This window comes from Nocardia sp. 852002-20019_SCH5090214 (assembly GCF_001665865.1).
Classification (GTDB): domain Bacteria; phylum Actinomycetota; class Actinomycetes; order Mycobacteriales; family Mycobacteriaceae; genus Nocardia; species Nocardia nova.
In genome coordinates this window covers 1-22,148 of record NZ_LZMK01000197.1, presented here as the reverse complement: position 1 = coordinate 22,148, position 22,148 = coordinate 1, and the positions used below count along the sequence as shown (strand labels likewise).

The 22,148-nt window shown below is 68.4% G+C and carries 21 protein-coding genes and 1 tRNA gene; 18 read left to right on the top strand and 4 right to left on the bottom strand.

Annotation, left to right across the window (positions count from 1 at the left end; translation table 11 throughout):
* The first annotated feature begins 324 nt into the window (after positions 1-324).
* From A5780_RS16415 to A5780_RS16385, 7 genes are all read left to right on the top strand, one after another.
* The gene (locus A5780_RS16415) at positions 325-1,716 is read left to right on the top strand and encodes a glycine--tRNA ligase (RefSeq protein WP_063014623.1); all 1,392 of its coding nucleotides are present in this window, start codon (positions 325-327) and stop codon (positions 1,714-1,716) included.
* A 197-nt stretch (positions 1,717-1,913) separates the two neighbouring features.
* Positions 1,914-2,834, top strand: coding sequence for an NADP-dependent oxidoreductase (locus A5780_RS16410; protein WP_064908870.1), 921 nt, complete (start codon positions 1,914-1,916; stop codon positions 2,832-2,834).
* Positions 2,835-2,902: 68 nt separating this feature from the next.
* Positions 2,903-3,838, top strand: coding sequence for an ABC transporter ATP-binding protein (locus A5780_RS16405; RefSeq protein WP_063014625.1), 936 nt, complete (start codon positions 2,903-2,905; stop codon positions 3,836-3,838).
* 1 nt (position 3,839) lies between these two features.
* Complete coding sequence (locus A5780_RS16400; RefSeq protein WP_064908868.1) at positions 3,840-4,622, top strand: ABC transporter permease; 783 nt, start codon at positions 3,840-3,842, stop codon at positions 4,620-4,622.
* 85 nt (positions 4,623-4,707) lie between these two features.
* Positions 4,708-5,934 (top strand): sensor histidine kinase, encoded by a 1,227-nt coding sequence (locus A5780_RS16395; protein ID WP_156769518.1) that lies wholly within the window; start codon positions 4,708-4,710, stop codon positions 5,932-5,934.
* A gap of 57 nt (positions 5,935-5,991) precedes the next feature.
* Positions 5,992-6,597, top strand: a complete 606-nt coding sequence (locus tag A5780_RS16390; RefSeq protein ID WP_064902715.1) for a response regulator transcription factor — start codon at positions 5,992-5,994, stop codon at positions 6,595-6,597.
* 35 nt (positions 6,598-6,632) lie between these two features.
* Entirely contained in the window at positions 6,633-7,091 is a 459-nt protein-coding gene (locus A5780_RS16385) for a VOC family protein (RefSeq protein ID WP_064908866.1), read from the top strand.
* 10 nt (positions 7,092-7,101) lie between these two features.
* Here the strand turns inward: A5780_RS16385 and A5780_RS16380 are convergent, their stop codons facing one another.
* Entirely contained in the window at positions 7,102-9,099 is a 1,998-nt protein-coding gene (locus tag A5780_RS16380) for a TPM domain-containing protein (protein ID WP_064908865.1), read from the bottom strand.
* Between the two features lie 64 nt (positions 9,100-9,163).
* Here A5780_RS16380 and A5780_RS16375 point away from each other — a divergent pair, with 64 nt between their 5' ends.
* The 6 genes from A5780_RS16375 to A5780_RS16355 all read left to right on the top strand — a co-directional run bounded on the left by A5780_RS16375 (position 9,164) and on the right by A5780_RS16355 (position 15,033).
* A complete protein-coding gene (locus tag A5780_RS16375) occupies positions 9,164-9,859 on the top strand; it encodes an MBL fold metallo-hydrolase (RefSeq protein WP_030512879.1) in 696 nt (231 codons plus the stop codon).
* A gap of 78 nt (positions 9,860-9,937) precedes the next feature.
* Complete coding sequence (locus A5780_RS16370) at positions 9,938-10,630, top strand: YdcF family protein (protein ID WP_030512880.1); 693 nt, start codon at positions 9,938-9,940, stop codon at positions 10,628-10,630.
* Between the two features lie 24 nt (positions 10,631-10,654).
* Positions 10,655-11,917 carry a deoxyguanosinetriphosphate triphosphohydrolase gene (locus tag A5780_RS16365; RefSeq protein ID WP_255407250.1) on the top strand — a complete coding sequence of 421 codons (1,263 nt, stop codon included), beginning with the start codon at positions 10,655-10,657 and terminating at the stop codon, positions 11,915-11,917.
* Positions 11,815-12,114 (top strand): transposase, encoded by a 300-nt coding sequence (locus tag A5780_RS42540; RefSeq protein WP_255407249.1) that lies wholly within the window; start codon positions 11,815-11,817, stop codon positions 12,112-12,114. The genes A5780_RS16365 and A5780_RS42540 overlap by 103 nt, the downstream gene beginning before the upstream one ends.
* 163 nt (positions 12,115-12,277) lie before the next feature.
* On the top strand, positions 12,278-14,188 hold the full coding sequence (gene dnaG / locus A5780_RS16360; protein ID WP_063014637.1) for a DNA primase: 1,911 nt from the start codon (positions 12,278-12,280) through the stop codon (positions 14,186-14,188).
* Between the two features lie 14 nt (positions 14,189-14,202).
* Positions 14,203-15,033, top strand: a complete 831-nt coding sequence (locus A5780_RS16355; protein WP_064908864.1) for an alpha/beta fold hydrolase — start codon at positions 14,203-14,205, stop codon at positions 15,031-15,033.
* 64 nt (positions 15,034-15,097) lie between these two features.
* On the opposite strand, the gene A5780_RS16350 is transcribed toward A5780_RS16355, so the two are convergent.
* The gene (locus tag A5780_RS16350; RefSeq protein WP_036499775.1) at positions 15,098-15,343 is read right to left on the bottom strand and encodes a hypothetical protein; all 246 of its coding nucleotides are present in this window, start codon (positions 15,341-15,343) and stop codon (positions 15,098-15,100) included.
* 295 nt (positions 15,344-15,638) lie between these two features.
* Here A5780_RS16350 and A5780_RS16345 point away from each other — a divergent pair.
* Positions 15,639-15,711, top strand: a tRNA-Asn gene (locus tag A5780_RS16345).
* A 170-nt stretch (positions 15,712-15,881) separates the two neighbouring features.
* Positions 15,882-16,352, top strand: coding sequence for a PaaI family thioesterase (locus A5780_RS16340; protein WP_063014639.1), 471 nt, complete (start codon positions 15,882-15,884; stop codon positions 16,350-16,352).
* Here A5780_RS16340 and A5780_RS16335 read toward each other — a convergent pair.
* Positions 16,331-16,987, bottom strand: a complete 657-nt coding sequence (locus A5780_RS16335; RefSeq protein WP_146102305.1) for a hypothetical protein — start codon at positions 16,985-16,987, stop codon at positions 16,331-16,333. The genes A5780_RS16340 and A5780_RS16335 overlap by 22 nt on opposite strands.
* A 420-nt stretch (positions 16,988-17,407) precedes the next feature.
* Here A5780_RS16335 and A5780_RS16330 point away from each other — a divergent pair, with 420 nt between their 5' ends.
* From A5780_RS16330 to A5780_RS16320, 3 genes are all read left to right on the top strand, one after another.
* The gene (locus tag A5780_RS16330) at positions 17,408-19,477 is read left to right on the top strand and encodes a catalase (protein ID WP_064908862.1); all 2,070 of its coding nucleotides are present in this window, start codon (positions 17,408-17,410) and stop codon (positions 19,475-19,477) included.
* Positions 19,478-20,083: 606 nt separating this feature from the next.
* On the top strand, positions 20,084-21,295 hold the full coding sequence (locus tag A5780_RS16325) for a glycosyltransferase (protein ID WP_064902723.1): 1,212 nt from the start codon (positions 20,084-20,086) through the stop codon (positions 21,293-21,295).
* Between the two features lie 267 nt (positions 21,296-21,562).
* Positions 21,563-21,751, top strand: coding sequence for a DUF2795 domain-containing protein (locus tag A5780_RS16320; RefSeq protein ID WP_030512889.1), 189 nt, complete (start codon positions 21,563-21,565; stop codon positions 21,749-21,751).
* Positions 21,752-21,813: 62 nt separating this feature from the next.
* Here the strand turns inward: A5780_RS16320 and A5780_RS16315 are convergent.
* On the bottom strand, positions 21,814-22,148 hold a 335-nt coding region (locus A5780_RS16315; RefSeq protein WP_197521767.1), incomplete at its 5' end, for an MspA family porin.

Genomic DNA, 22,148 nt, shown 5'->3' with positions numbered 1-22,148 from the left:
TGGACCCACCATATGAGCTCGAGCGAGGCAGTCAAGCCGCGCGCACTGCGCTGGTGAAGGTTACCGGCTGTCGGGGCGCGATAGGGATACGGGTCGTGCGGGATCGGCGCGGGCGCCTCGACGGCGACGCGGCTTCGACGCGCGGGGACACCGCTGTCGGCGGTCATCGAACCAACTCCTTATTGGAAACCGATGCCATTATTGATATGCATAAGTGCGCATGTCAAGCAGGCGGGCCGTCGATACTGCTTCGCGGTGCGCCCGGGGGTGTCGCTAGGCTGGGGCGAATCGTTCCACCCATCATCCAGAGGGAGAGCTCGTACCGTGGCACCCAAGTCGAAGATCGACACCGTCGCGAACCTCGCCAAGCGTCGTGGCTTGGTATACCCCAGCGGCGAGATCTACGGAGGGACCCGGTCGGCGTGGGATTACGGCCCGCTGGGCGTGGAGCTCAAGGAGAACATCAAGAAGCAGTGGTGGCGGGCCATGGTCACCAGCCGCGACGATGTGGTCGGCCTGGACTCCGCGATCATCCTGCCGCGGCCGGTGTGGGTGGCCTCCGGACACGTCAGCGTCTTCAACGACCCGCTGGTCGAATGCCTGAACTGCCACAAGCGGCACCGGCAGGACCATCTGCAGGAGGCGTACGCCGAGAAGCACAAGATCGACGATCCGGACTCGGTGTCCATGGATCTGGTCGGCTGCCCGGACTGCGGCACGGTCGGCAAGTGGACCGAACCGCGCGATTTCAACATGATGCTCAAGACCTACCTCGGGCCGATCGAGTCCGAGGAGGGCCTGCACTACCTGCGCCCGGAGACCGCGCAGGGCATCTTCGTGAATTTCGCGAACGTGATGACCACCGCGCGCAAGAAGCCGCCGTTCGGTATCGCGCAGATCGGCAAGAGCTTCCGCAACGAGATCACCCCCGGCAACTTCATCTTCCGCACCCGCGAATTCGAGCAGATGGAGATGGAATTCTTCGTCAAGCCGGGTGAGGACGAGCAGTGGCACCAGTACTGGATCGACACCCGGTTGGCCTGGTACACCGACCTCGGCATCGACGCGGAGAATCTGCGGCTCTACGAGCACCCGAAGGAGAAGCTCTCGCACTATTCGACCCGCACGGTCGATATCGAGTACCGCTTCCACTTCCAGGGCAGCGAATGGGGTGAGCTCGAGGGTGTCGCCAACCGCACCGACTTCGACCTGTCGACCCACTCCAAGCATTCCGGCACCGATCTGAGCTACTTCGACCAGAACACCAACGAGCGCTACACGCCGTACGTGATCGAACCGGCGGCCGGCCTGACCCGCTCGCTGATGGCCTTCCTGATCGACGCCTACACCGAGGACGAGGCGCCGAATGCCAAGGGCGTCATGGAGAAGCGGACCGTGCTGCGCCTGGATCGCCGGCTCGCGCCGGTGAAGGCCGCCGTACTTCCGTTGTCGCGCAACGCGGATCTGTCGCCGAAGGCGAAAGACCTTGCCGCGCAACTGCGGAAGAACTGGAACGTCGACTTCGACGACGCCGGTGCGATCGGCCGCCGCTACCGCCGCCAGGACGAGATCGGCACCCCGTTCTGCATCACCGTCGACTTCGACACGCTCGAGGATCAGGCGGTCACCGTGCGCGAGCGGGACTCGATGACACAGGAGCGGATCGCGCTCGACCAGGTGGAGGGTTACCTGGCCCAGCGCCTGCTCGGCGCCTGAGTTCACCGCGCCCGGGTATACCGAATTCGGACATAACCGAAGACCCGGGCGTCATCGGGGCTGATCGCGCGCAAAAGTGGGAGCGGCGGAAATAACGCGGTGGTCCGAGTCGTTCCGGGCACTGAGAATCCGGGATTCGGCGGGCCGAGTGCGGTCCGGCCGGGCCCGGCCCACAGGTGCGACGAAAGGTCCTGATCATGGCGCAGGCGGTCAAGTTCGATCGTTACGGCGATATCGATGTGCTCGAGGTTCGTGAGGTGCCGGATCCGCAGCCCGGACCCGGCCAGGTCGCGGTCGAGGTGGTGGCCGCGGGCATCAATCCGGGCGAGGCCAAGATCCGCAACGGCTCGCTGCACGAGCTGTGGCCGGCCACTTTTCCCGAGGGGGAGGGCACCGATTTCGCCGGGCGCATCGTCGCGCTCGGCGACGGGGTGAGCGGGATCGCCGTCGGCGACGAGGTGCTCGGATTCAGCGACAAACGGTCCAGCCACGCCACCCGGGTGGTGGTGCCGGCCCAGCAGGTCACCCCCAAGCCGGTGGGCCTGTCGTGGGAGGTGGCCGGATCGCTGTACGTCGCGGGCACCACCGCCTTCGCCGCCGTGCGGGCCGTGAGCCCGGAGGCCGGCGACACCATCGCGGTGTCCGGCGCGGCCGGTGGAGTCGGATCCATTGTGGTGCAACTGCTTCGGGCCCGCGAGGTGACGGTGATCGCCATCGCCGGGCCGGACAACCAGGACTATCTGCGCGAGCTGGGGGCGGTCGCGGTGGAATACGGTGACGGTCTCGCCGAGCGCATCCGGGAGGCGGCGCCGGGCGGTATCGACGCCTTCATCGATACGCACGGCAACGGCTACGTCGAACTCGCCCTCGATCTCGGCGTGAAGCCCGAGCGCATCGATACGATCATCGATTTCGCCGCCGTGGAGAAGTACGGCGTCAAGGCGGAGGGCAATGCGGCCGCCGACACCATCGACGTGCTCGCCCAGCTGGCCGAACTGGCCGCCGCGGGGACCGTCCGGATTCCGATCGCCGCCACCTATCCGCTCGGCGAGGTGCGCGCGGCGTTCGCCGAACTCGAGCGCGGCCACACCCGGGGCAAGATCGTCCTGGTGCCATGACATCTGTCATGGCACAGTCGTGACGCTCGGGCCAGGTACGGCGCCGGGTTCCCCGCGACAGTGGAACCATGACATCAGCAATGACATCCGGTTCGGCGGAACGGGTCGCCGCCGCACCGGTGATCGAGCTTCGCGGATTGACCAAAACCTTCCGCAGCTCCGCCGGGCCCGTCCGCGCGGTCGACGGACTCGATCTGACCGTCACCGCGGGTGAGGTGGTCGCCTTCCTGGGACCCAACGGTGCCGGGAAGTCCACCAGTATCGACATGATGCTCGGCCTGCTGCGGCCCGACGCCGGAACCGCCCGCATTCTGGGCGCAACGCCGGCGGAAGCGGTTGCGGCGGGCCGGATTTCGGCCGTTCTGCAGTCGGGTGGTCTGCTCCCGGATCTCACCGTCGGCGAAACGGTGCGGGTCGTCGCGGCCCTGCATCGGAATCCGCGCCCCGCCCGGGAGGTGCTCGTCCGTGCCGGAATCGACGGCATCGCCGACCGCATGGTGGGCAAATGCTCCGGCGGTCAGCAGCAGCGCCTGCGGTTCGCGCTCGCGCTGCTGCCCGATCCGGATCTGCTGATCCTCGACGAGCCGACCACCGGTATGGACGTCGAGGGCCGCCGCGATTTTTGGAACGCCATTCGCGCCGACGCGGATCTCGGCCGCACCGTCGTCTTCGCCACCCACTACCTGGACGAGGCCGACGCCTACGCCGACCGGATCGTGCTGGTGCGGGGCGGGCGGGTCGTGGCCGACGGCAGTGCCGCGTCGGTGAAGAATCTGGCCTCCGGCCGCACCGTCTCGGCGACGCTGCCCGACGCCGATCCCGCGAGCCTGCTCGCCCTCGCCGGCGTGGACCGGGTCGAACAGCGCGGTGATCGAGTGCTGGTGCACGGCAACGACTCCGACGCGGTCGCCCGCTATCTGCTGACCAGGACACCGGCCGTCGACATCGAAATCACCGGCCGCAATCTCGAAGACGCCTTCCTCGCACTGACCGGAGACCACTGAGATGACTACATCGATCGTGCCCGCATCGCATGCCGCCCGCCCGGGCGCCGGCGGATTCAGCTGGGGATTCCTGCTGCTCGAACTGCGCCGTATGCTGCGCAACCGCCGCACCGTCATCTTCGCGCTGGTGATGCCCGTGGTGTTCTTCGTGATCTTCGGCGCCCAGAACTCCTCCCGCAACGAAACCTACGGCTCGGCGAATGTCACGGCCTACGTGATGGTGTCGATGGCCGTCTACGGGGCGATGCTGGCCACCACCAGCGGCGGCGCCATGGTCGCGGTGGAGCGCGCCGCCGGCTGGGTACGCCAGCTCCGACTCACGCCGCTGCGCCCGGCCGCCTACGTCGCCACCAAAGTGGCCGGCGCGATGGTGCTCGGATTGTGTTCGGTCGTCGTCGTTTTCGTCGCCGGCGCGGTGACCGGCGCGCATCTGACCACGGCGGCCTGGGTGGGCTGTTTCCTGATCGCCTGGCTGACCTCGGTGGTCTTCGCGGCCTTCGGATTGTTCATGGGCTATGTGCTGCCCTCGGAGAATGTGATGCAGATCCTCGGCCCGGTCCTGGCGCTGCTGTCGTTCGCCGGTGGCTTGTTCATGCCGCTGCACGGCTGGTTCGAGACGGTGTCGAAGGTCTTCCCGACCAACGGCGTCGCGACCCTGGCCCGATTGCCGCTCGGCGACACCGGTGCCGGTTCCGTCGCACTGGCCGTGCTGAATATCGCGGTGTGGGCGTCGGTATTCGCCCTGGGAGCCGCGGTTCTGTTCCGGCGTGACACCGCTCGCTGACCGCCGCGCCGCACCGTCCGCCTCGGTGGAGGGTGCGGTAGCGTCGGAATCCGGCGGCGGCCAGGGCAGGAGACGGAGCGTGCGGATGCGGGTACCTCCGGTCGATCGGCCGATATCCGGAGCGCTGGACCGGATCGCCCGCAGGATGGACCGCGAACCCGCCCCGCATACCGCCATCCAGCATCGACGCCTGTTCTTCGGCGCGGTGCTGGCTTTGATCTGGCTGCTCTATCTGATCGCGCCGATCATCTCGCAATGGCAGGACGGGCATCGGATGCGGGCCGTCGCGGCGGCGGTATGCCTCGCGGTCTTCTGGGTGCTGACGGCCTCGTGCTTCGGTCCGTTCCGGCAACCGGACTGGGACGAGGGACACGCACAGGCGGTGCTGCCGGTCTCGTACGAGTGGCCGCGCTGGCTCGTGGTGGGCGCGCTGGCATCGCTCGCCGCCGCGATGACCGTACTGCTGGGTGTCACCGGCCTGGGCACCGCCATCTACGTCGCGGCCGCCGCCGTCTTCGTCCTTCCGACCGCGAAATCCGGTGCGGTGGTGGCGGGTACGGCCGCGCTGCTGATCGGCCTGTCGCTGCATTACGGCAGCGCCCCGCTGTATTTCGCCTTCATTCCGGTGGTGATGTGGACCGGTCGCGAAATCGGCCGGCGGCGTGGCCAGTTGCGGGAACTGACTCGCCGCCAGCAGGGCGAGCTCGCGATCGTGCAGGAACGCAACCGGGTGGCGCGCGACGTGCACGACATCCTGGGGCACTCGCTGACCGTCATCACCGTCAAAACCGAATTGGCGCAACGGCTGCTCGATTCGGATCCGTCCCGGGCCCGGCAGGAGATGGCCGATGTGGAGCGACTCGCCCGGGAGGCGCTGGCCGGGGTGCGCGATACGGTGGGCGGCCTGCGCGAGGTGTCGCTCGCGAGTGAACTGGTCAACGCGCGTACGGCCCTGCGCGCCGCCGGTATCGAGGCGGAGCTCCCGGACCCGGCCGAACTCCCCGAGCGATACGCGGTGATCTTCGGATGGGTCCTGCGCGAGGCGGTGACGAACGTGGTGCGCCACAGCGGCGCCCGCCACTGCCGGGTGCGGGTGAGCGAATCGCGGATCGACATCTTCGACGACGGAAAAGGGCTGTCCGGCAGTGTCTTCGGCTCGGGACTGAGCGGCTTACGCGACCGGGTGCGCGACGCGGGCGGTGTGTTCACAGTCGACACACCTCCCTCCGGGGGAACCGTGATCGCCGTGGACTTCACCACCGCGGCCGAGGTTCGGCCGGTCGGGCGGCGGCGAGCCTGCCGTCCGGATTAGGGTCGCAGGTGTGCGATGGATGATGTCGGTCGGTGAATCACGGCGGGGGCGACGGCGGTGATCCGGTTGCTGCTCGCCGACGATCAAGCGCTGGTGCGGGGCGCATTGGCGGCACTGCTGGGGCTGGAGTCCGACCTCGAGGTGGTGGCCGAGGTGGGCCGGGGTGACGAGGTTCTCGACGCGGTGCGGCGCACCACACCGGATGTGGTGCTTCTCGATGTGGAAATGCCCGGAATGGACGGTATTTCGGTCGCGGCGCGTCTGCATGCGGAATTCCCGGATATCCGGATTCTGATGGTGACCACGTTCGGCCGGCCCGGCTATCTGCGCCGCGCCATCGACGCAGGAGCCGGCGGATTCGTCGTCAAGGACACGCCCGCACGGGAATTGGCGGATGCGGTGCGGCGCGTGCACATGGGCCTGCGGGTGGTGGATCCGGCGCTGGCCACCGAAACCCTCACCACGGGAACCTCACCGCTCACCGCACGCGAGCGCGAGGTGCTCGCCGCCGCGGCCGACGGATCGACGGCGGCGGTCATCGCGGGCCGCCTGCATCTGTCCGAGGGGACCGTTCGCAACCATCTGTCGGCCGCGATCGGCAAGACCGGCACCCGCACCCGCGCCGAGGCCGTCCGCGCCGCCGAACGCCTCGGCTGGTTGTGAGCGGCCCAGGTTGCCGCGGGCGTAGATTCGCCGATGTGCACCTGACGCAGATCCGCCTGATCGTGTCCGAATTCGACCGCTGCGTGACGTTCTATCGCGACATTGTCGGACTCACACCGCAAACCGACGACCCGCGCCCGCCCTACGCGGCCTTCAAACCCGAGCTGGGTAGCACGCTCGCTCTGCACGAGCGCGCGAATCTGGCTGCGGCGCTGGGCGATACCTTGCGGTCCGAGGCCGGCCCGCGATCGCCGTCGGGCAGCGACGTGGCGCCGGTCCCGCCCGCCGACGCGGCAATGGTGTCGCTGCGGGTCGACGATCTGGACGCCTATCTCGCCGAGATCACCGCGCGCGGCGCCGAAATCTCGGGCGAACCGGTCGAATACGACGGCCGTCTCCGCTGCGCCTACCTGCGCGACCCCGAGGGCAACCTGATCGAACTCCAGCAGTGGCTCGCGACCCGCACCGGTGGCGCCGTACCACCGGCACGGTGAGACGACCGGATCAGAACCGCCCGCCCCGGCTGATCCGGCGGGAACTGTCGGATCCCCCGAAAGAGGCGGGGCCCCAGCTGGATCCGCCCATCGAACGGCCGCGATAGCCGCTGCCCGCGCCGCGCAGCAGACTGTCGATCAGAATTCCGCCCAATACGGCGCCGGCCTGCGAGGTCCCCGACACCGGCCGGTGCACCTGCCACTCCCGCACATCGGCCTCGGCGGCGTGCAGTGCGCGGGTGGCCAGATCGGCGGCCTGTTGCGCACTGTCCAGTGCCGCCTGCGGGTCGGTGGCCGAAAGCTGCTGCGCCCGATCCAGATTCCGCTGGGCCTCGGCCAGGCGCGTGCGGGGCGCGGCGTCGATACCGCCACGGCGCGTGTCGATGAAGTCGGCGGCCGCCCGGACCTGGCTCTGCGCGGCGATCACGGCCTGGTCCAGGCGGCGCCGCAGTTGTTCGGCGGCGAGTTTGCGCTCACCGGCCGCCGCGACCGCGCGATCCAGTGCGGTATCGGCCGCGACCGCGCGGTGGAACGTGCCGAGCGGGTCGCGGTCCCCGGTGGTCCGGGCCGCCTCCCATGCGGTGCGGGCGCCGGACATCGCGTCCGCCAATTCCGGGCCGCCATGTTCGGTCAGCCCCCGCGCGGTCTCGAGGTCGCGACCCAGTTCGTCGATCGCCGCCGGCAGACCGGCCCGCGCCTGGGTGATATCGGTCTCAGCGGTGTCCACGGCGTCGAGCAGGGTACGGGCGGCGGTCACCGCGGCCTCCGCGCCGCGAATCGCCGCGACCACCCCACCCTGGCGTCCGACCGGCTCGGCCGCGGCCTGCCTGCCCTGTTCGATCGTGTTCTCGGCGAAGCCGATTCGCTCCCGCGCCATCGTCACGTTGTCGCGCACCGGCGCGGTGACCGATTCCGGTTGTGCGGCCAGCAGCCGCCGCAGCGTCTCCTCCGAGCGCGGCAGGCGCACGGTGAGATCGACCACATCGCGAGTCAGCGCGTCCAGCCGTTGCGGGGCGTCGATCAGCAGATTGCGCATGGCGTCGAATTCGGCCACCTTGTCGTCGAGTTCGGCATCGGCCCGCCCACAGGTGGTGATCAGCTCGACCAGCAGATCGCGGCGCTGATCAGGAGTTTCCGGGATCTCGTCGTCGAGCCGCTGGCGAATCGAAAAGGCATGCGCCATCGCCTGTTTCGCGGACTCGAGCGCGGCGGCGAACGGGGCGGTCGCGGTGGTGCCGAATTCGTCGGTGGCCAGGCGCAGTTCCTCGGCGCTGGCCCGGATCGCGTTGTCGGTGTCGACCAGCACCTGCGCCGAGCGAGCCTCGAGCAGATCCGGGCGGAGCCCGGCCAGCGCGGCGGTGTCGGTCGGGTCGACCGCCTGGGCGGCGTCGGCCTCGGTGCGCCCCCGTGCCCGCCGGCGCAACTGCGAATAGCCCAGCACCAGGCCGATCACACCCAGCACGATCAAAGTGATCACGATCAGCGGCCAGATCCCGACACCACCGGAATCGCCCATGGCAGTGGACAATCCGTCGGCCGCGGCCACCGCGGCCTCGGCCCACTGGCCGTTGTGCAGCCGCGGCTCCACCTGATCGGTGAGCAGCGAATTCAGTTCCGCATCGCTCACCGAGGGCGGGAGCGCACCGGTGAAGGCATAGGAGCGGTCGCTGGTCGCGATCGACAGCAGCACATCGCGCTCGCCGAATCCGGACGCGGTCGCCGTGCGCTGACCCCAGGTCTGCGGATCCACGCCACCGAAATCGCGGACGTAGACCACCCACAGCCGCTCCCGGTGCGCGGTGTAGAGCGCGTCCACCGACGCGCGCACGGTGTCGCGCTGCGGACCGTCGAGAACCTGGGCGGAATCGGTGACGTATTCGTTGAGCCGCATCGGCTCGTCGGCGACGGCCGGGCCGCAGCAGCCGAGCACGAACCCGAACACGATCGACAGCAGCACCGCGAGCAGCGTCGGCGGCTGTGATCGGCGAAGACGCGAGTCCGGCGGCATAGCACGAATGTATCCGCCGACACGGCGTAACGGGCGTTGATCCGGCCGACCCGTGTCGGAACCGATGATTACCATCGGCAGGGTGATCACGCTGGATATCCCCTATACGGGCCACGTCGCGCCGGGTTCGAATCCGCAGCAGCGCGATGTGCCGGGCGCCCGGATCGTCAAGATGTCGGTCGGCGGTATGGACAACAACGTCTATCTGGTGCAGGACACCGCCACCGGTGACGCGGTGCTGATCGACGCCGCCAACGAATCCGAACGCATCCAGGCCCTGCTGGACCAGGAGGTGCCCGGGCGGCTGCGGCTGATCGTCACCACCCATCAGCATTTCGACCACTGGCAGGCCTTGAGCGCGGTGGTCGCCGACACCGGCGTACCGACCGCCGCCCACGCCCTGGATGCCGAACCGCTTCCGGTGCGGCCGGACCGGCTGCTGGCCGACGGTGACACCGTCTCGATCGGTGAACTGGAATTCGAGGTCGTCCACCTGCGCGGACACACCCCGGGTTCGGTCGCGCTGGCGCTCACCGACGGCTCCGGGCGCACCCATCTGTTCACCGGCGACTGCCTGTTCCCCGGGGGTGTCGGGCGCACCACTTCCCCGGAGGATTTCGATTCCCTCTACAGCGACGTCACCACCAAGGTGTTCGACCGCTTCGGCGACGATACGGTCGTCTACCCGGGCCACGGCGACGACACCACCCTGGGTGCCGAGCGTCCGCAGCTCGCGCAGTGGCGGCAACGCGGTTGGTGAGCGGTTCCGGTGCCCGGCAGCGGTGAGGATCCGGCGCTCCGCAATCGTGGCGTGACCGAGCACTGGCACACTCGGGGAATGCCCTCGGCCCTCACCCATCCCGCCCCGACCCGCACGCCCGTCGCGCCGCGCCGTCCGCGCGGATCGGCGGTCGCGCGCTGGGTGCGCCGGGTGATCGCCGGCACCGTCCTCATCGGGGTCGTGCTCGTCGGCGGCACCGCTTTCCGGGTCTGGCAGGTGGCTCGGATCGACGACTACAGCCGTGCCGACGCGATCGTGGTGCTGGGCGCCGCGCAATACGACGGCACCCCGTCCTCGGTTTTCGAGGCCCGGCTCGGCCAGGCCTATCACCTGTACACCAAAGGTGTTGCGCCGCTGGTGATCACGGTCGGCGGCAAACAGGTGGGCGACAACTACACCGAGGCCGCCTCCGGTAAGAACTACCTGAAGAATCGCGGCGTGCCCGCCGACCGGGTAGTGGCCGTGGAGACCGGATCGGACACGCTGCAGAGCATCGAGGCGGTCGCCTCCGCGATGCGGGCTCGCGACCTGTCCTCGGCGGTGCTGGTCAGCGATCCGTGGCATTCGCTGCGCACCCGCACCATGGCCCGCGACGCCGGTCTGGACGCGTGGACCGCGCCGACGCGCACCGGCCCGGCGGTCTACACCCGGGAGTCCCAATTCCACGGCATCGCCCGCGAAACCGGTGCGCTGCTGTGGTATCAGCTCACTCACTTCTCCGCGGATTTCAAATACACCGCGGAGCAGTGAGAAACGTACCAGGCGGTATCTCCCATGAGTTTCGACGCGATGCCCGAATGCCCGTATGTCGACAGCGATCACGAGCGCATGGTGTCCGAGACCTCGCCCACGGCGGGGTTGCGGTGGTCGCCCGCACCGGCGCGGCGCAGCGACTTCGCGCGGGACCGGGCGCGGGTGCTGCATTCGGCGGCGTTGCGGCGACTTGCCGACAAAACCCAGGTGATGGGTCCCCGCGACGGCGACACACCGCGCACCCGGCTGACCCACTCGCTGGAGGTCGCCCAGATCGGGCGCAGCATCGCCGAGGGGCTGGGCTGTGACGCGGACCTGGTCGATCTGGCCGGGCTGGCTCACGACATCGGCCATCCGCCGTACGGCCACAACGGCGAACGCGCCCTCGACGAATTCGCCGAGGCCTACGGCGGGTTCGAGGGCAACGCCCAGAATCTGCGGATTCTGACGAGATTGGAGCCGAAGGTCTTCGATGCGGCGGGGGAGAGTTACGGCCTCAACCTGACCCGCGCCGCCCTCGACGCCACGGTCAAATATCCCTGGGGCAGAACGGCTTCCGGTGCGAAGTTCGGCGCCTACGACGCCGATCTGGACCGGCTGAGCTGGGTCCGCAAGGGTGCGCCCGAGCGGCGGCAGTCGCTGGAATCACAGGTCATGGACTGGTCCGATGATGTGGCGTACTCGGTGCACGATGTCGAGGACGGGGTCATCGCGGGCCGGATCGATCTGCGGGCGCTCGCCGATCCGGCCGAACAGGCCGCCCTCGCCGAACTGGGCCAGCGCCAGCACCGCGACCTGTCCGCCGACGATCTGATCGCGGCCGGTCAGCGGCTCTCGCAGCTGCAGGTGATCGCCGAGGCCGCCGGCTACGACGGCACCCTGCGCGCCTCGGTCGCGCTCAAGCGGCTGACCAGCGATCTGGTCGGCCGGTTCGCGACCGCGGCGGTCGAGGCGACCCGTGCCGCATGGACCGGGCAGTCGCTGTGCCGCTACGCCGCCGACCTCGAGGTGCCGGCCGTGGTGGCCGCGGAGGTCGCGCTGTTGAAAACGGTCGCCCTGCGGTACGTGATGTCGGACCCCGAACATCACAAACGCCAGGCCGAACAGCGCGAGCGCATCCGATTCGTAGCCGACCGCCTGCTGGCCGGCGCCCCCCAGGGCCTCGACCCGATCCTGCTGCCGTGGTGGGAGGCGGCCACCGACGACACCGCCCGCGTGCGCGTGATCGTCGACCAGATCGCCTCCTACACCGAGAGCAGGCTGGAACGGATCGCGGCCCACTGACCCCGGTCGTCGGCGTGGGCCCTGACTTTGGGAGGCGCAACGCAGAACTGACGCTGGCTGACCGCGTCTTTACCTGCGGATGTGGCTACCGGCTCGATCGAGACCTCAATGCCGCGATAAATCTCGCATGCTGGGCGGCCGCCCAGCATGAAACCCCGGACCCCCAAGCAGGAGGCCGGGTCATCAACGCCCGCTGACGGGAAGGCTCTGACCAGCACCGTCGAGTGCCGGTGAAACCTTCCCGAGAGACGTGGGAACCGACGTTCACGCCGTTTGCCGCGGTGGGGACCGACGACGCCCGAGAAGGGCGGTGCCGACCGATCAACCATGGTCGTTCGACACGCTTTAGACTCGGATGCCGTGGCAGGTCGACTTCCGGATCGCGATATCGCGGCAATACGTGAACGCGTACGCATCGAGGATGTCGTCGGTGAGTATGTGTCGCTCAAGCGGGCCGGTGCGGACTCGCTGAAGGGCTTGTGCCCCTTCCACGACGAGAAGTCGCCGTCGTTCCACGTGCGGCCGAACCACAGCCACTTCCACTGCTTCGGGTGTGGCGAGAGCGGTGACGTGTTCGCGTTTCTGCAGAAGATCGACCATGTCGGATTCGTCGAGGCGGTCGAGCAGCTGGCCGACCGGATCGGCTACAAGATCAATTACGAGGGCGGCGGAACCTCGGTGCAGCGCGACCGCGGCACCCGTTCCCGGCTGGTCGCCGCCAATGCGGCCGCGCACGAGTTCTATCAGGCGCAACTGCGCGAACCGGGCGCGGAGGTGGCTCGCAAGTATCTCACCGACCGCAATTTCGATGCCAACGCCGCGCGGCATTTCGGCTGCGGTTACGCCCCGGCCGGTTGGGACACGCTGACGAAATACCTGCTGCGCAAGGGTTTCGACATCAAGGAGCTGGAGGCGGCGGGGCTGTCCAAGCCCGGCCGGCACGGCCCGATCGACCGGTTCCACCGTCGGCTGCTGTGGCCGATCCGGAATCTGAGCGGCGACGTCATCGGATTCGGCGCCCGGCGCCTGTTCGACGACGACCAGATGACCGCCAAGTACATCAATACGCCGGAAACGGTGTTGTACAAGAAGTCTCAGGTGCTGTTCGGGCTCGACCACGCCAAGCGGGAGATCGCCAAGAGCCACCAGGCGGTGGTCGTCGAGGGCTACACCGATGTGATGGCCATGCATCTGGCGGGTGTGACGACCGCGGTCGCCTCCTGTGGCACCGCCTTCGGCGACGAGCACCTGTCGATGCTGCGCCGGTTGCTGATGGACGACAATTTCTGGCGCGGTGAGATCATCTACACCTTCGACGGTGATGCCGCCGGCCAGGCAGCGGCGCTGAAGGCCTTTTCCGGTGACCAGAAACTGGCCGGGCAGACCTATATCGCGGTCGCCCCCGACGGGCAGGACCCGTGTGAATTGCGTCAGCGTTCCGGCGACGGTGCGGTCCGCGACCTGGTGGCCCGGCGGGTCCCGTTGTACGAGTTCGTGATTCGCGGCCTGCTCGCCGACCACAACCTCGACACCCCCGAGGGGCAGGTGGAGGCGCTGCGGCGCGCGGTGCCCGTGGTGGCGCAGATCAAGGACAACGCGCTGCGCAAGGCGTACGCCACGAAACTGGCCGGGTGGGTCGGCTGGGACGACATCCAGCTGGTGGTGCGACGGGTCGGTGACCACGCCCGCCGCGGTAAGCCGGTGAAGGGCGTGCCCGGCCGCGAAGCGGCCGCCGAGACAGCGGTCGCGGAGTCGGCCGCCGCCCGCCCGAATCCGGGTGATCCGGTGCTGCTGCCGCAGCGGCAAGTACTCGCCGCCGCCCTGCAGTATCCGGCGACCGCGGGACCGATCTTCGACAGCCTCGAGCCCGAAGCGTTCACCCACCCCGCTTACACCGCCGTGCGCGCCGCCCTCGCCGCCGCCGGTGGCACGGCAGCGGGACTCGGTGGCGCGGAATGGGTTTCGCGCGTCGCCGACCACACCGACGATCTGATGCTGCGCGCACTGGTCTCCGAACTGGCCGCCGAGCCGCTCCCGGTCAAATCGATGGACGACATCCCCCGGTTCATCTCCGGCGTGCTGGCGCGGGTGCAGGAGGCGTGGGTCGGGCGTCAGGTCGCCGCGCTCAAGTCGAAACTGCAGCGGGTCTCGTCGACCGAACAGCCGGACGACTACATGGCCCTGTTCGGCGATCTGGTCGCCCTCGAGCAGTACCGCAAGAGCCTGCTCACCCAGGCCATGGGCAACTCGGATGATTTCAACGTGGCCTGATCGTTCCAATCGGAATGAGATCGATCTCTTTCCATCGCTCGGGGACCGAACTGACCGCCGAGATCGTCGACGGTGACGGCCCGCCGCTGGTGATCGTTCCGGGGGTCATGGCCGATGCCGCCACCTGGCGGCCCGTCGTGGAGCGGCTCGGACTGTCCAATCCGGTGGTGACGATCAATCGCCGCGGACGGGTGCCGAGCGGCCCGCTGGGAGCCGACTACTCCGTACGGACCGAGATCGACGACTTGCACCACATCCTCGACGCCCTCGGCGCGGCGGTGCAGCTGTTCGGATGGAGCTACGGCGGACTGATCGCCCTGGAGGCGGCCTGTGAGCGGTCGGATCTGCGGTCGGTGATCGCCTACGAACCGGTATCGGCGCCCTTCGCCCCCGCCGCGATCCCCGCGCTGCGCGTCGCCGTCGACCGCGGTGATCTGGATGCGGCCGTCCGGCTGGTCAACACCGATGTATCGGGCTTCTCTACGGAATATGTTGCCGCCCTGCGGGAATCGCCGGCGTGGGCGGTGCTGCGCCCGCTGGCGGCGCCGCTGCCGACGGAACTCGCGGCAATCGAGGCCTACCGGGTGGACCTGCGGCGGTATCGAGCCCTGAGCGTCCCTGTCACCCTGCTGCTGGGCGAACTCAACGCGAACGCCGCACCCTACGGCACCGTATTCGACCGCATCGCCGGCGCACTACCGCAGGCCCGCATCGACCGGCTATCGGGGCAGGGGCATCTGGCGCACGCGCAGGCGCCGCATCTGCTCGCCCGCCACATCGCCGCGGCGGTACGCGCGGGCTCGCCGGCCGAAGCGGAGCCCGGGAAAAATCGGCTCGGCCGGTAGTTGGGCGATCCGGTGACACGCTGCCCGGTGGAAACGTCGGGCAGCGTGTCACCGGGATCGTGGCTCAGCGGCGGAGTTGGTCCTGGGGGACGAGGACGGTGGTGCGCTCGTCGATCGGCTCCATGGGTTCGAGCCGCGGCTGGGTATTGAGGCGGTCCGACAGCTTCTGGCGGCTGGCCTGAACCAGCTTGCGGGTGACCGGGCTGGCGGCGACAGCACGGGTGGTCTTGCTGATCTGCTCGTAGCGAGCCCGCCCCGCCTTGGCCCCCAGCACATAACCGGCTGCGACGCCGATGATCAACCGCAGCATTCTTTCGGGCTCCTCCCAGTAGCTGTCCGCGCCGTACATCCTGCCCGACATCGAGTCGGACTGTCGATCCGGCACCACCTTGCCAGACCCCACCGACAATTTCCGATCCTTACCGCCGGGCTCTCGAATTCCCCACCGGCACACTTTGGTTGGAGACCGCGGTCGGGGCCGTGCCGCCCGCCCCCGACACGCCGCTGCGTTCCGCATTTCCCCAGCTCCCGGGCCGATTTGGGGAGCGGACCGGACATAAGCTAAAGTTTGTGCTCGGCCGGCCCGCACGGGCTGACCGGAGCAATCCCCTATAGCTCAATTGGCAGAGCAGCCGACTGTTAATCGGCAGGTTTCTGGTTCGAGTCCAGATGGGGGAGCAGAAAACAGCCCCTGGCCTGTGGGAACGTACCACAGACCAGGGGCTGTTCTCGTTCTGAGAGCCCTGGCCTGGGCGAACGCCGGCCGTCCGATTCGGGATCCTCACCGCCGGGCGGTCGCAGGGCGCGGGGATACGATGTGCGCCGGGAACGGGCTCACGAGGAGATCGATGGACGAGGCGGCATACGAGCAGGCGAGTCCCGCTGTGCAGGCGCGCATCCGGGAGAGTTTCGAGCGGCAGGGGCTGATGCGTCATCTGGGCGCCCGGCTCGCCCATATCGGTCCGGGTCGGGTGCACATCGAACTGCCGCACCGGCCCGAGGTGACGCAGCAGCACGGGTATGTGCATGCCGGCGCCACCAGTGCCATCGCGGACAGCGCCGGCGGATATGCGGCATACACGCTGTTCCCCGACGACTCCTCGGTGCTGACAGTGGAGTACAAGATCAATCTGCTCGCCCCGGCCGAGGGGGATCACCTCGAGGCGGTCGGTGTCGTCCTCAAATCGGGGCGCACGCTGACCGTGTGCAGGCTGGAGGTGTTCGGGGTCCGCGACGATCGGCGCACACTGATCGCGACCGGCCAGCAGACGTTGATCTGTCTGAGTGGCGCATCGGATCAGCCGATCCGGAAGCCGTAGCCGACGATCCCCGGACGGGAGTTGATCTCGGCCAGCACACCATCGATGCCGGAGAACCAGAACGGGCCGGCCGGTGTCGTGGGGTTGATCTGCGAGTCGATGCCCACCAGACCCGTGCCCTGGTAGGCGGGGGAGCCGCTGTCGCCGTTGAGGCCCGGGACGGAGGTGTGGATCACATTGTCGGTGACCGAATCGACCTGGCCGCTGGTGGAGCGGGTGGTGCTGCCGTATTTGTCGAGGCGGCTGCCGGGGGCCGGGACCGCACCGACGTGATCGATCACGGCGCCGTTCGGGGCCACGGTCGAGATGTCGATGCCGGGGCGCAGTGCGATGACGGCCCAGTCGCTGGTGGAATCCGATTGCAGCAGCGCCCATTTCGATGTCCAGCTGGCGTAGTGCCCGATCCTGCCGATGGCGGGGGCGACGACGCTCTGCCCGGGGCTGAACATGCAGTGACCGGCGGTGAGCGCCACCGCGTTGCCCGCTGCGTCGTGTCCGGCCGCGGTGATCGTGCAGAGGCCGAGCGAGGTGCCGGGCCCCACCGCCCGGGCGGGCGAATCGGCGGGAGCCACCGCCGGCGCCGCCAGGACGACGGCTCCGGCCAACAGCGCGGTTGCGATGATCGATCTCTTCATCTGCTCGGCCATGGCGCCCTCGGCGTCACTCCTCCCTACCGCCTGCGATGTCGCTGCAGCCTTTTCTACGGACAGGATGCCGGCCGTCGATAGGGTCTTCGGTCACTTGCCGAGGAATAGTCGCGATCGGCTCGGGTAGTGCGCGTGACGGGGAGGGAAAACGCGTCCGAAGACCGGGATCGAACGCCGAGGCCGCCCGCAGCTGTCCTGCTCGGGACCGGCCCAAGCTGTGCCGTTCGTTGAGCGATCGGGATATCAAGGACTGCAACGACTTTCGCTCGCCGTCGCGGGCCGGAGGGTCTGCTCGTCGAAGTTCGCCGCACGGCCCTTTCGGTAGCCGAGCGAACGTTTGTCTCCGGACCGGGCGGGTATCGGCTCGGTGACCGAGCGGTTCGGCGTACAGCGGCAGGAGGTCGGGAGATGACGGACGATGTGGCAGGTCGGCCGGGCAACGGCGGCGAAACTCACCAGGAGGCAACCGGTGAGGACGTGCGGCTGACCACCCAGCAGGGTGTGGTTGTCGGAGACGATCAGAACACATTGCGGGCGGGGGAGCGCGGGCCCGCGCTGCTGGAGGACTTCCACTTCCGCGAGAAGATCTTCCACTTCGACCACGAGCGGATTCCGGAGCGGGTGGTTCATGCCCGCGGTTTCGGCGTGCACGGCTATTTCGAGAACTACGATTCGCTGTCCGATCTGACCCGGGCCGATCCGTTCCAGGAGGCCGGTCGCCGGACCGAGGCATTCGTCCGATTCTCCACGGTGGCCGGTAACAAGGGTTCGTTCGATCTGGCTCGCGACGTCCGTGGTTTCGCGGTGAAACTCTATACGCGCGAGGGCAATTGGGATCTGGTCGGGAACAATATCCCGGTCTTCTTCATTCAGGACCCCATCAAGTTCCCGGATATGGTCCACGCCGCCAAACAGGAGCCCGATCGTGGCTTTCCGCAGGCTCAGACGGCCCACGACAATTTCTGGGACTTCGTCTCGCTCACTCCCGAATCGACCCACATGCTGCTGTGGATCATGTCCGACCGAGCGATTCCGCGCTCGTTCCGGTTCATGGAGGGATTCGGTGTCCACACCTTCCGGCTGGTGAACGCCGAGGGCCGCTCCACGTTCGTCAAATTCCATTGGAAGCCGAAGCAGGGCATGCAGTCGGTGGTGTGGAACGAGGCGCTGAAGATCAACGGCGCCGATCCCGATTTCCACCGCCGCGATCTCTGGGATGCCATTCAGTCCGGTGACTATCCGGAATGGGAATTGGGCATGCAGCTGTTCGACGACGACTTCGCCGATCGCTTCGCCTTCGACATCCTCGATCCGACGAAGATCATCCCGGAGGAGGAAGTGCCGGTGCGCCCGGTCGGCAAGCTGGTGCTGAACCGGGTCGTCGACAATTTCTTCGCCGAAACCGAGCAGGTGGCGTTCTGCACGCAGAACATCATCCCGGGCATCGATTTCACGAACGACCCACTGCTGCAGGGCCGCAACTTCTCGTATCTCGACACCCAACTGAAGCGGCTCGGCGGCCCCAACTTCACCCATCTGCCGGTGAACGCGCCGAAGTGCCCGTTCGCGACGTTCCAGCAGGACGGCCACATGGCTATGGTCAATCCGAAGGGCCGGGCCAATTACGAGCCCAATTCGTGGCCCGACGAGATCAAGGGCCCGCGCGAGGATCCCGAACGGGGCTTCACGACGGTTCCCGAGACTGTATCCGGTCCCAAACGCCGGCTCCGCGCGGAAAGCTTCGCCGACCATTACAGCCAGGCTCGTCAGTTCTATGTGAGCCAGACGAGTATCGAGCAGCGGCACATCGTCGAGGCGTTCGTCTTCGAGCTGAGCAAATGCGATCGGGTCGAGATCCGTGCCCGGGTCGTCGCCGCGCTGCGCAACGTTCACGAGGATCTGGCCACGGCGGTCGCCGACGGGCTCGGCCTCGCGGAGCTTCCGGAACCGGCTCGCTGTGCCCGCGAGCCGATCACCGATCTGGCGCCCTCGCCCGCGCTGAGTATCGTGCGCAACGGCCCGGACAGCATCGCGGGGCGCAAGATCGGCGTGCTGGTCACCGACGGGGTCGATGCCGAGGCATTGGCCGAGGTGCGTGAGGCGGTGCAGGCGGAGAAGGCGATCCTGGAGATCGTCGCGCTGAAGGTCGGCGGTGTCACTACCGAGGACGGCAAAACTGTCGAAGCGGACCAGAAGATCGACGGCGGACCCTCGGTGCTCTACGACGCGGTCGTGATTCTCGCGTCCGAGGCCGGAGCCGCCGAACTCGCCACCGTGCCGCCGGCGCGCGATTTCGTCAGCGACGCTTACGCACACGGCAAATTCATCGCCCACCGCAATGCCGGCGCGCTGTTCGCGGCCGCGGGACTGACCGGCGAACTCGATGCCGGCGTCATGGATCTCGCGGCGGGCGCATCGGTGGCCGACTTCCTGGGCCGGTGCCGGGAAGTCCGGTACTGGGCCCGGTTCGAGGGCTGACGATGACGAGCGCGCCGCGGCCGTCGTCCTCGGGACGCGGTCCCCGACGTCTGGTGTGGGTGCGCTCGGAGCGACTGTGCCGAGAGGTGCCGCCCCCGTCGTCGACGTGCACACGCCGAGTCACCTGCCGGGCGGGGCGGCCGCTACCGCGGCCCTGGGCGTCGAAGCGTGGCTGGTCCCGCTTGCCGGAGCCGACGAGCACGGCGCCCACCTGCGCAATTCGCCGCGCCGCTGCGGAGTGAAGACAACATACCTGTACACGGCCGGCTACCTGCGCGCGGCCGGGCGAGTTGCGGTCCAGTGCCGACGAGCCCGCGGCGCGCGAACCGATGCTTACCCACGGATTTAATGGCGCACAGGGGGATTCGGCCGGGAGCCGCCGCCGTGCGGCTGGACTGTCACATCCGCCGCCCGCCCGGTTGCCCGATGGTTCTGCTCCGGACCGTTTGCATCGCCGCTGCGAGGGCATGACGACCACGAACCGGTTCAGAAGTCGACGATCGAGCCGGGCGCAGCGAGTCCCAACATCCATGGCACGGTTTCCGCCGGCTATGGCGCAGTTCGAGAGCGCGAGATCCACCGGCGGCGACGCGGATCGGAGGAAGCGTGAAGATTGCGATGGTGTCCGAGCACGCGAGCCCGTTGGCTCCCCTGGGTGGTGTGGACGCGGGCGGGCAGAACGTGCACGTGTCCGAGCTCGCTGCGGGACTGGCCCGGTTGGGGCACGATGTGCGGGTATACACCCGCCGAGACGACCCCGACATTCCCCCCGAAGTGCTGGTGGGGGCGGGATATCGCGTGATCCACGTTCCGGCCGGTCCGCCGGAGCACATCTCGAAAGACGATATTCTGCCGTTCCTCGGCGAGTTCGCCGCCTTCCTGCGCGCCCAGTGGAGTGCCGATCGGCCTGACGTCGTGCACGCGCATTTCTGGATGTCGGGGATCGCCGCCGAACGCGCCGCATGCGACCTCGCCGTTCCGGTCGTTCTGACCTTCCACGCGCTGGGCACCGTGAAGCGGCGCTTTCAAGGGCTGGCCGACACCAGCCCACGCTCCCGTGTCCAATCCGAGCGCCGGGTGGCGGCGGGAGCGACCCATATCGTCGCGACCTGTTCCGACGAGGTCCGCGAGCTGGGCAGGATGGGTGTGCCGCGCGAGCGCACATCGGTGGTGCCCTGCGGTGTCGACCTGTCGCTGTTCACTCCCGACGGCCCCGCCGAGGAACCCGAGCTGCCGCGGCGGATCGTCTCGGTCGGCCGCATGGTGCGGCGCAAGGGGTTCGACACCGCGATCGCGGCACTGTCGGAGGTCCCCGATACCGAACTGGTCATCGCCGGCGGTTCGGCGAGCGCCGAGGACGAAGCCGAGCAAGCGCGATTGCGGGCCGTGGCCGCGGAATACGGTGTGTCGCAACGAGTCCGGCTGCGCGGGCCGGTACTGCGGGCGGAGATGCCGATGCTGTTGCGCTCGGCCGACGCCGTGGTGTGCACGCCGTGGTACGAGCCGTTCGGCATCGTTCCCCTCGAAGCGATGTCGTGCGCGAAGCCCGTGGTCGCCACCGCGGTCGGCGGAATGCTCGACACCGTTCTCGATGGGGTGACCGGACACTTGGTCCCCTCGAGGGACCCCGCCGTTCTGGCCGAGGTCCTGTCGGGCTTGCTCGACACCCGGCAGGCGCGCCGGGTGATGGGCGAGGCGGGTCTGCAACGAGCCCGCGGACGTTATTCGTGGGATCGGATCTCCAGGGATACCTCGGCGGCCTATCGGCGGACCGCCGCCACGGCCGCTGCGGGCGCCATCGCGTCGTCCGCTCGCTGACATCAGGAGGCGCTCGCGGAGAATCAACCGACATGCCCGCTCGGCAATGTCGTCATCACCGGTGGTGCGTCCGGACTGGTCGCGGCGACGGGGGCGGGGCATATCGGCGATCCGCACGCCACCGAACCAGACTCCGGACTGCTGCAGATCGGGACCGGTCAGGTCATCGCGGCAGCGATTCGGCAACTGCGATGTTTCGGCCCCGATTCCGGTGGTATCGCCCCGTCGTTCCATTCCCGAACGGACAGTACCGAGAGAGGAGAAACGATGAGCCAGAAGGTGAATCCCATTCAGGTGCAGAAGTATCTCTCCGGCGTGGACTATCCGTGTGACCGCCGCGATATCGTGCGCGCGGCGCGGAACAACGGCGCCGGCGCGGAGATCGTCGACGCGCTCGAGAGCATGCCCGACCGTATGTTCGACGGACCGAACGCGGTGAGCGAGGCCATGTCCTGACCTGAATGCACCTGGGCCGCCCGCACTGCGGGCGGCCCAGGCTGTATCGAGGGCAGTGCGTGTCAGAACGTGAATTGATCGCCGTACGCGGTGGTTTGGACCAGACCCGTCGCCGTCGACACCGTGGTGGAGACGAACGGGACGGCCGCAACCGGGGACGCGCATTGGGAGACGTTCAACGCGGCGTTGTTGAAGGCGATGTGGTAGGGGAACGTGGTCGTGTTGTCCAGGGTGGCCGTCGCGGTGGTGGCGGTGGTGACCTGACCGGGACCGATGTTCGCGTCCAGATTCTCGGACAGGCCCAGGGAGCCGCCGACGCTCGGCCCGAGGTCGAAACCGGGCGGCGAGACTCCGGGCAGGGTCGCGCTGCCGGACGTGGTCGGGGGGGTGGGGGTGG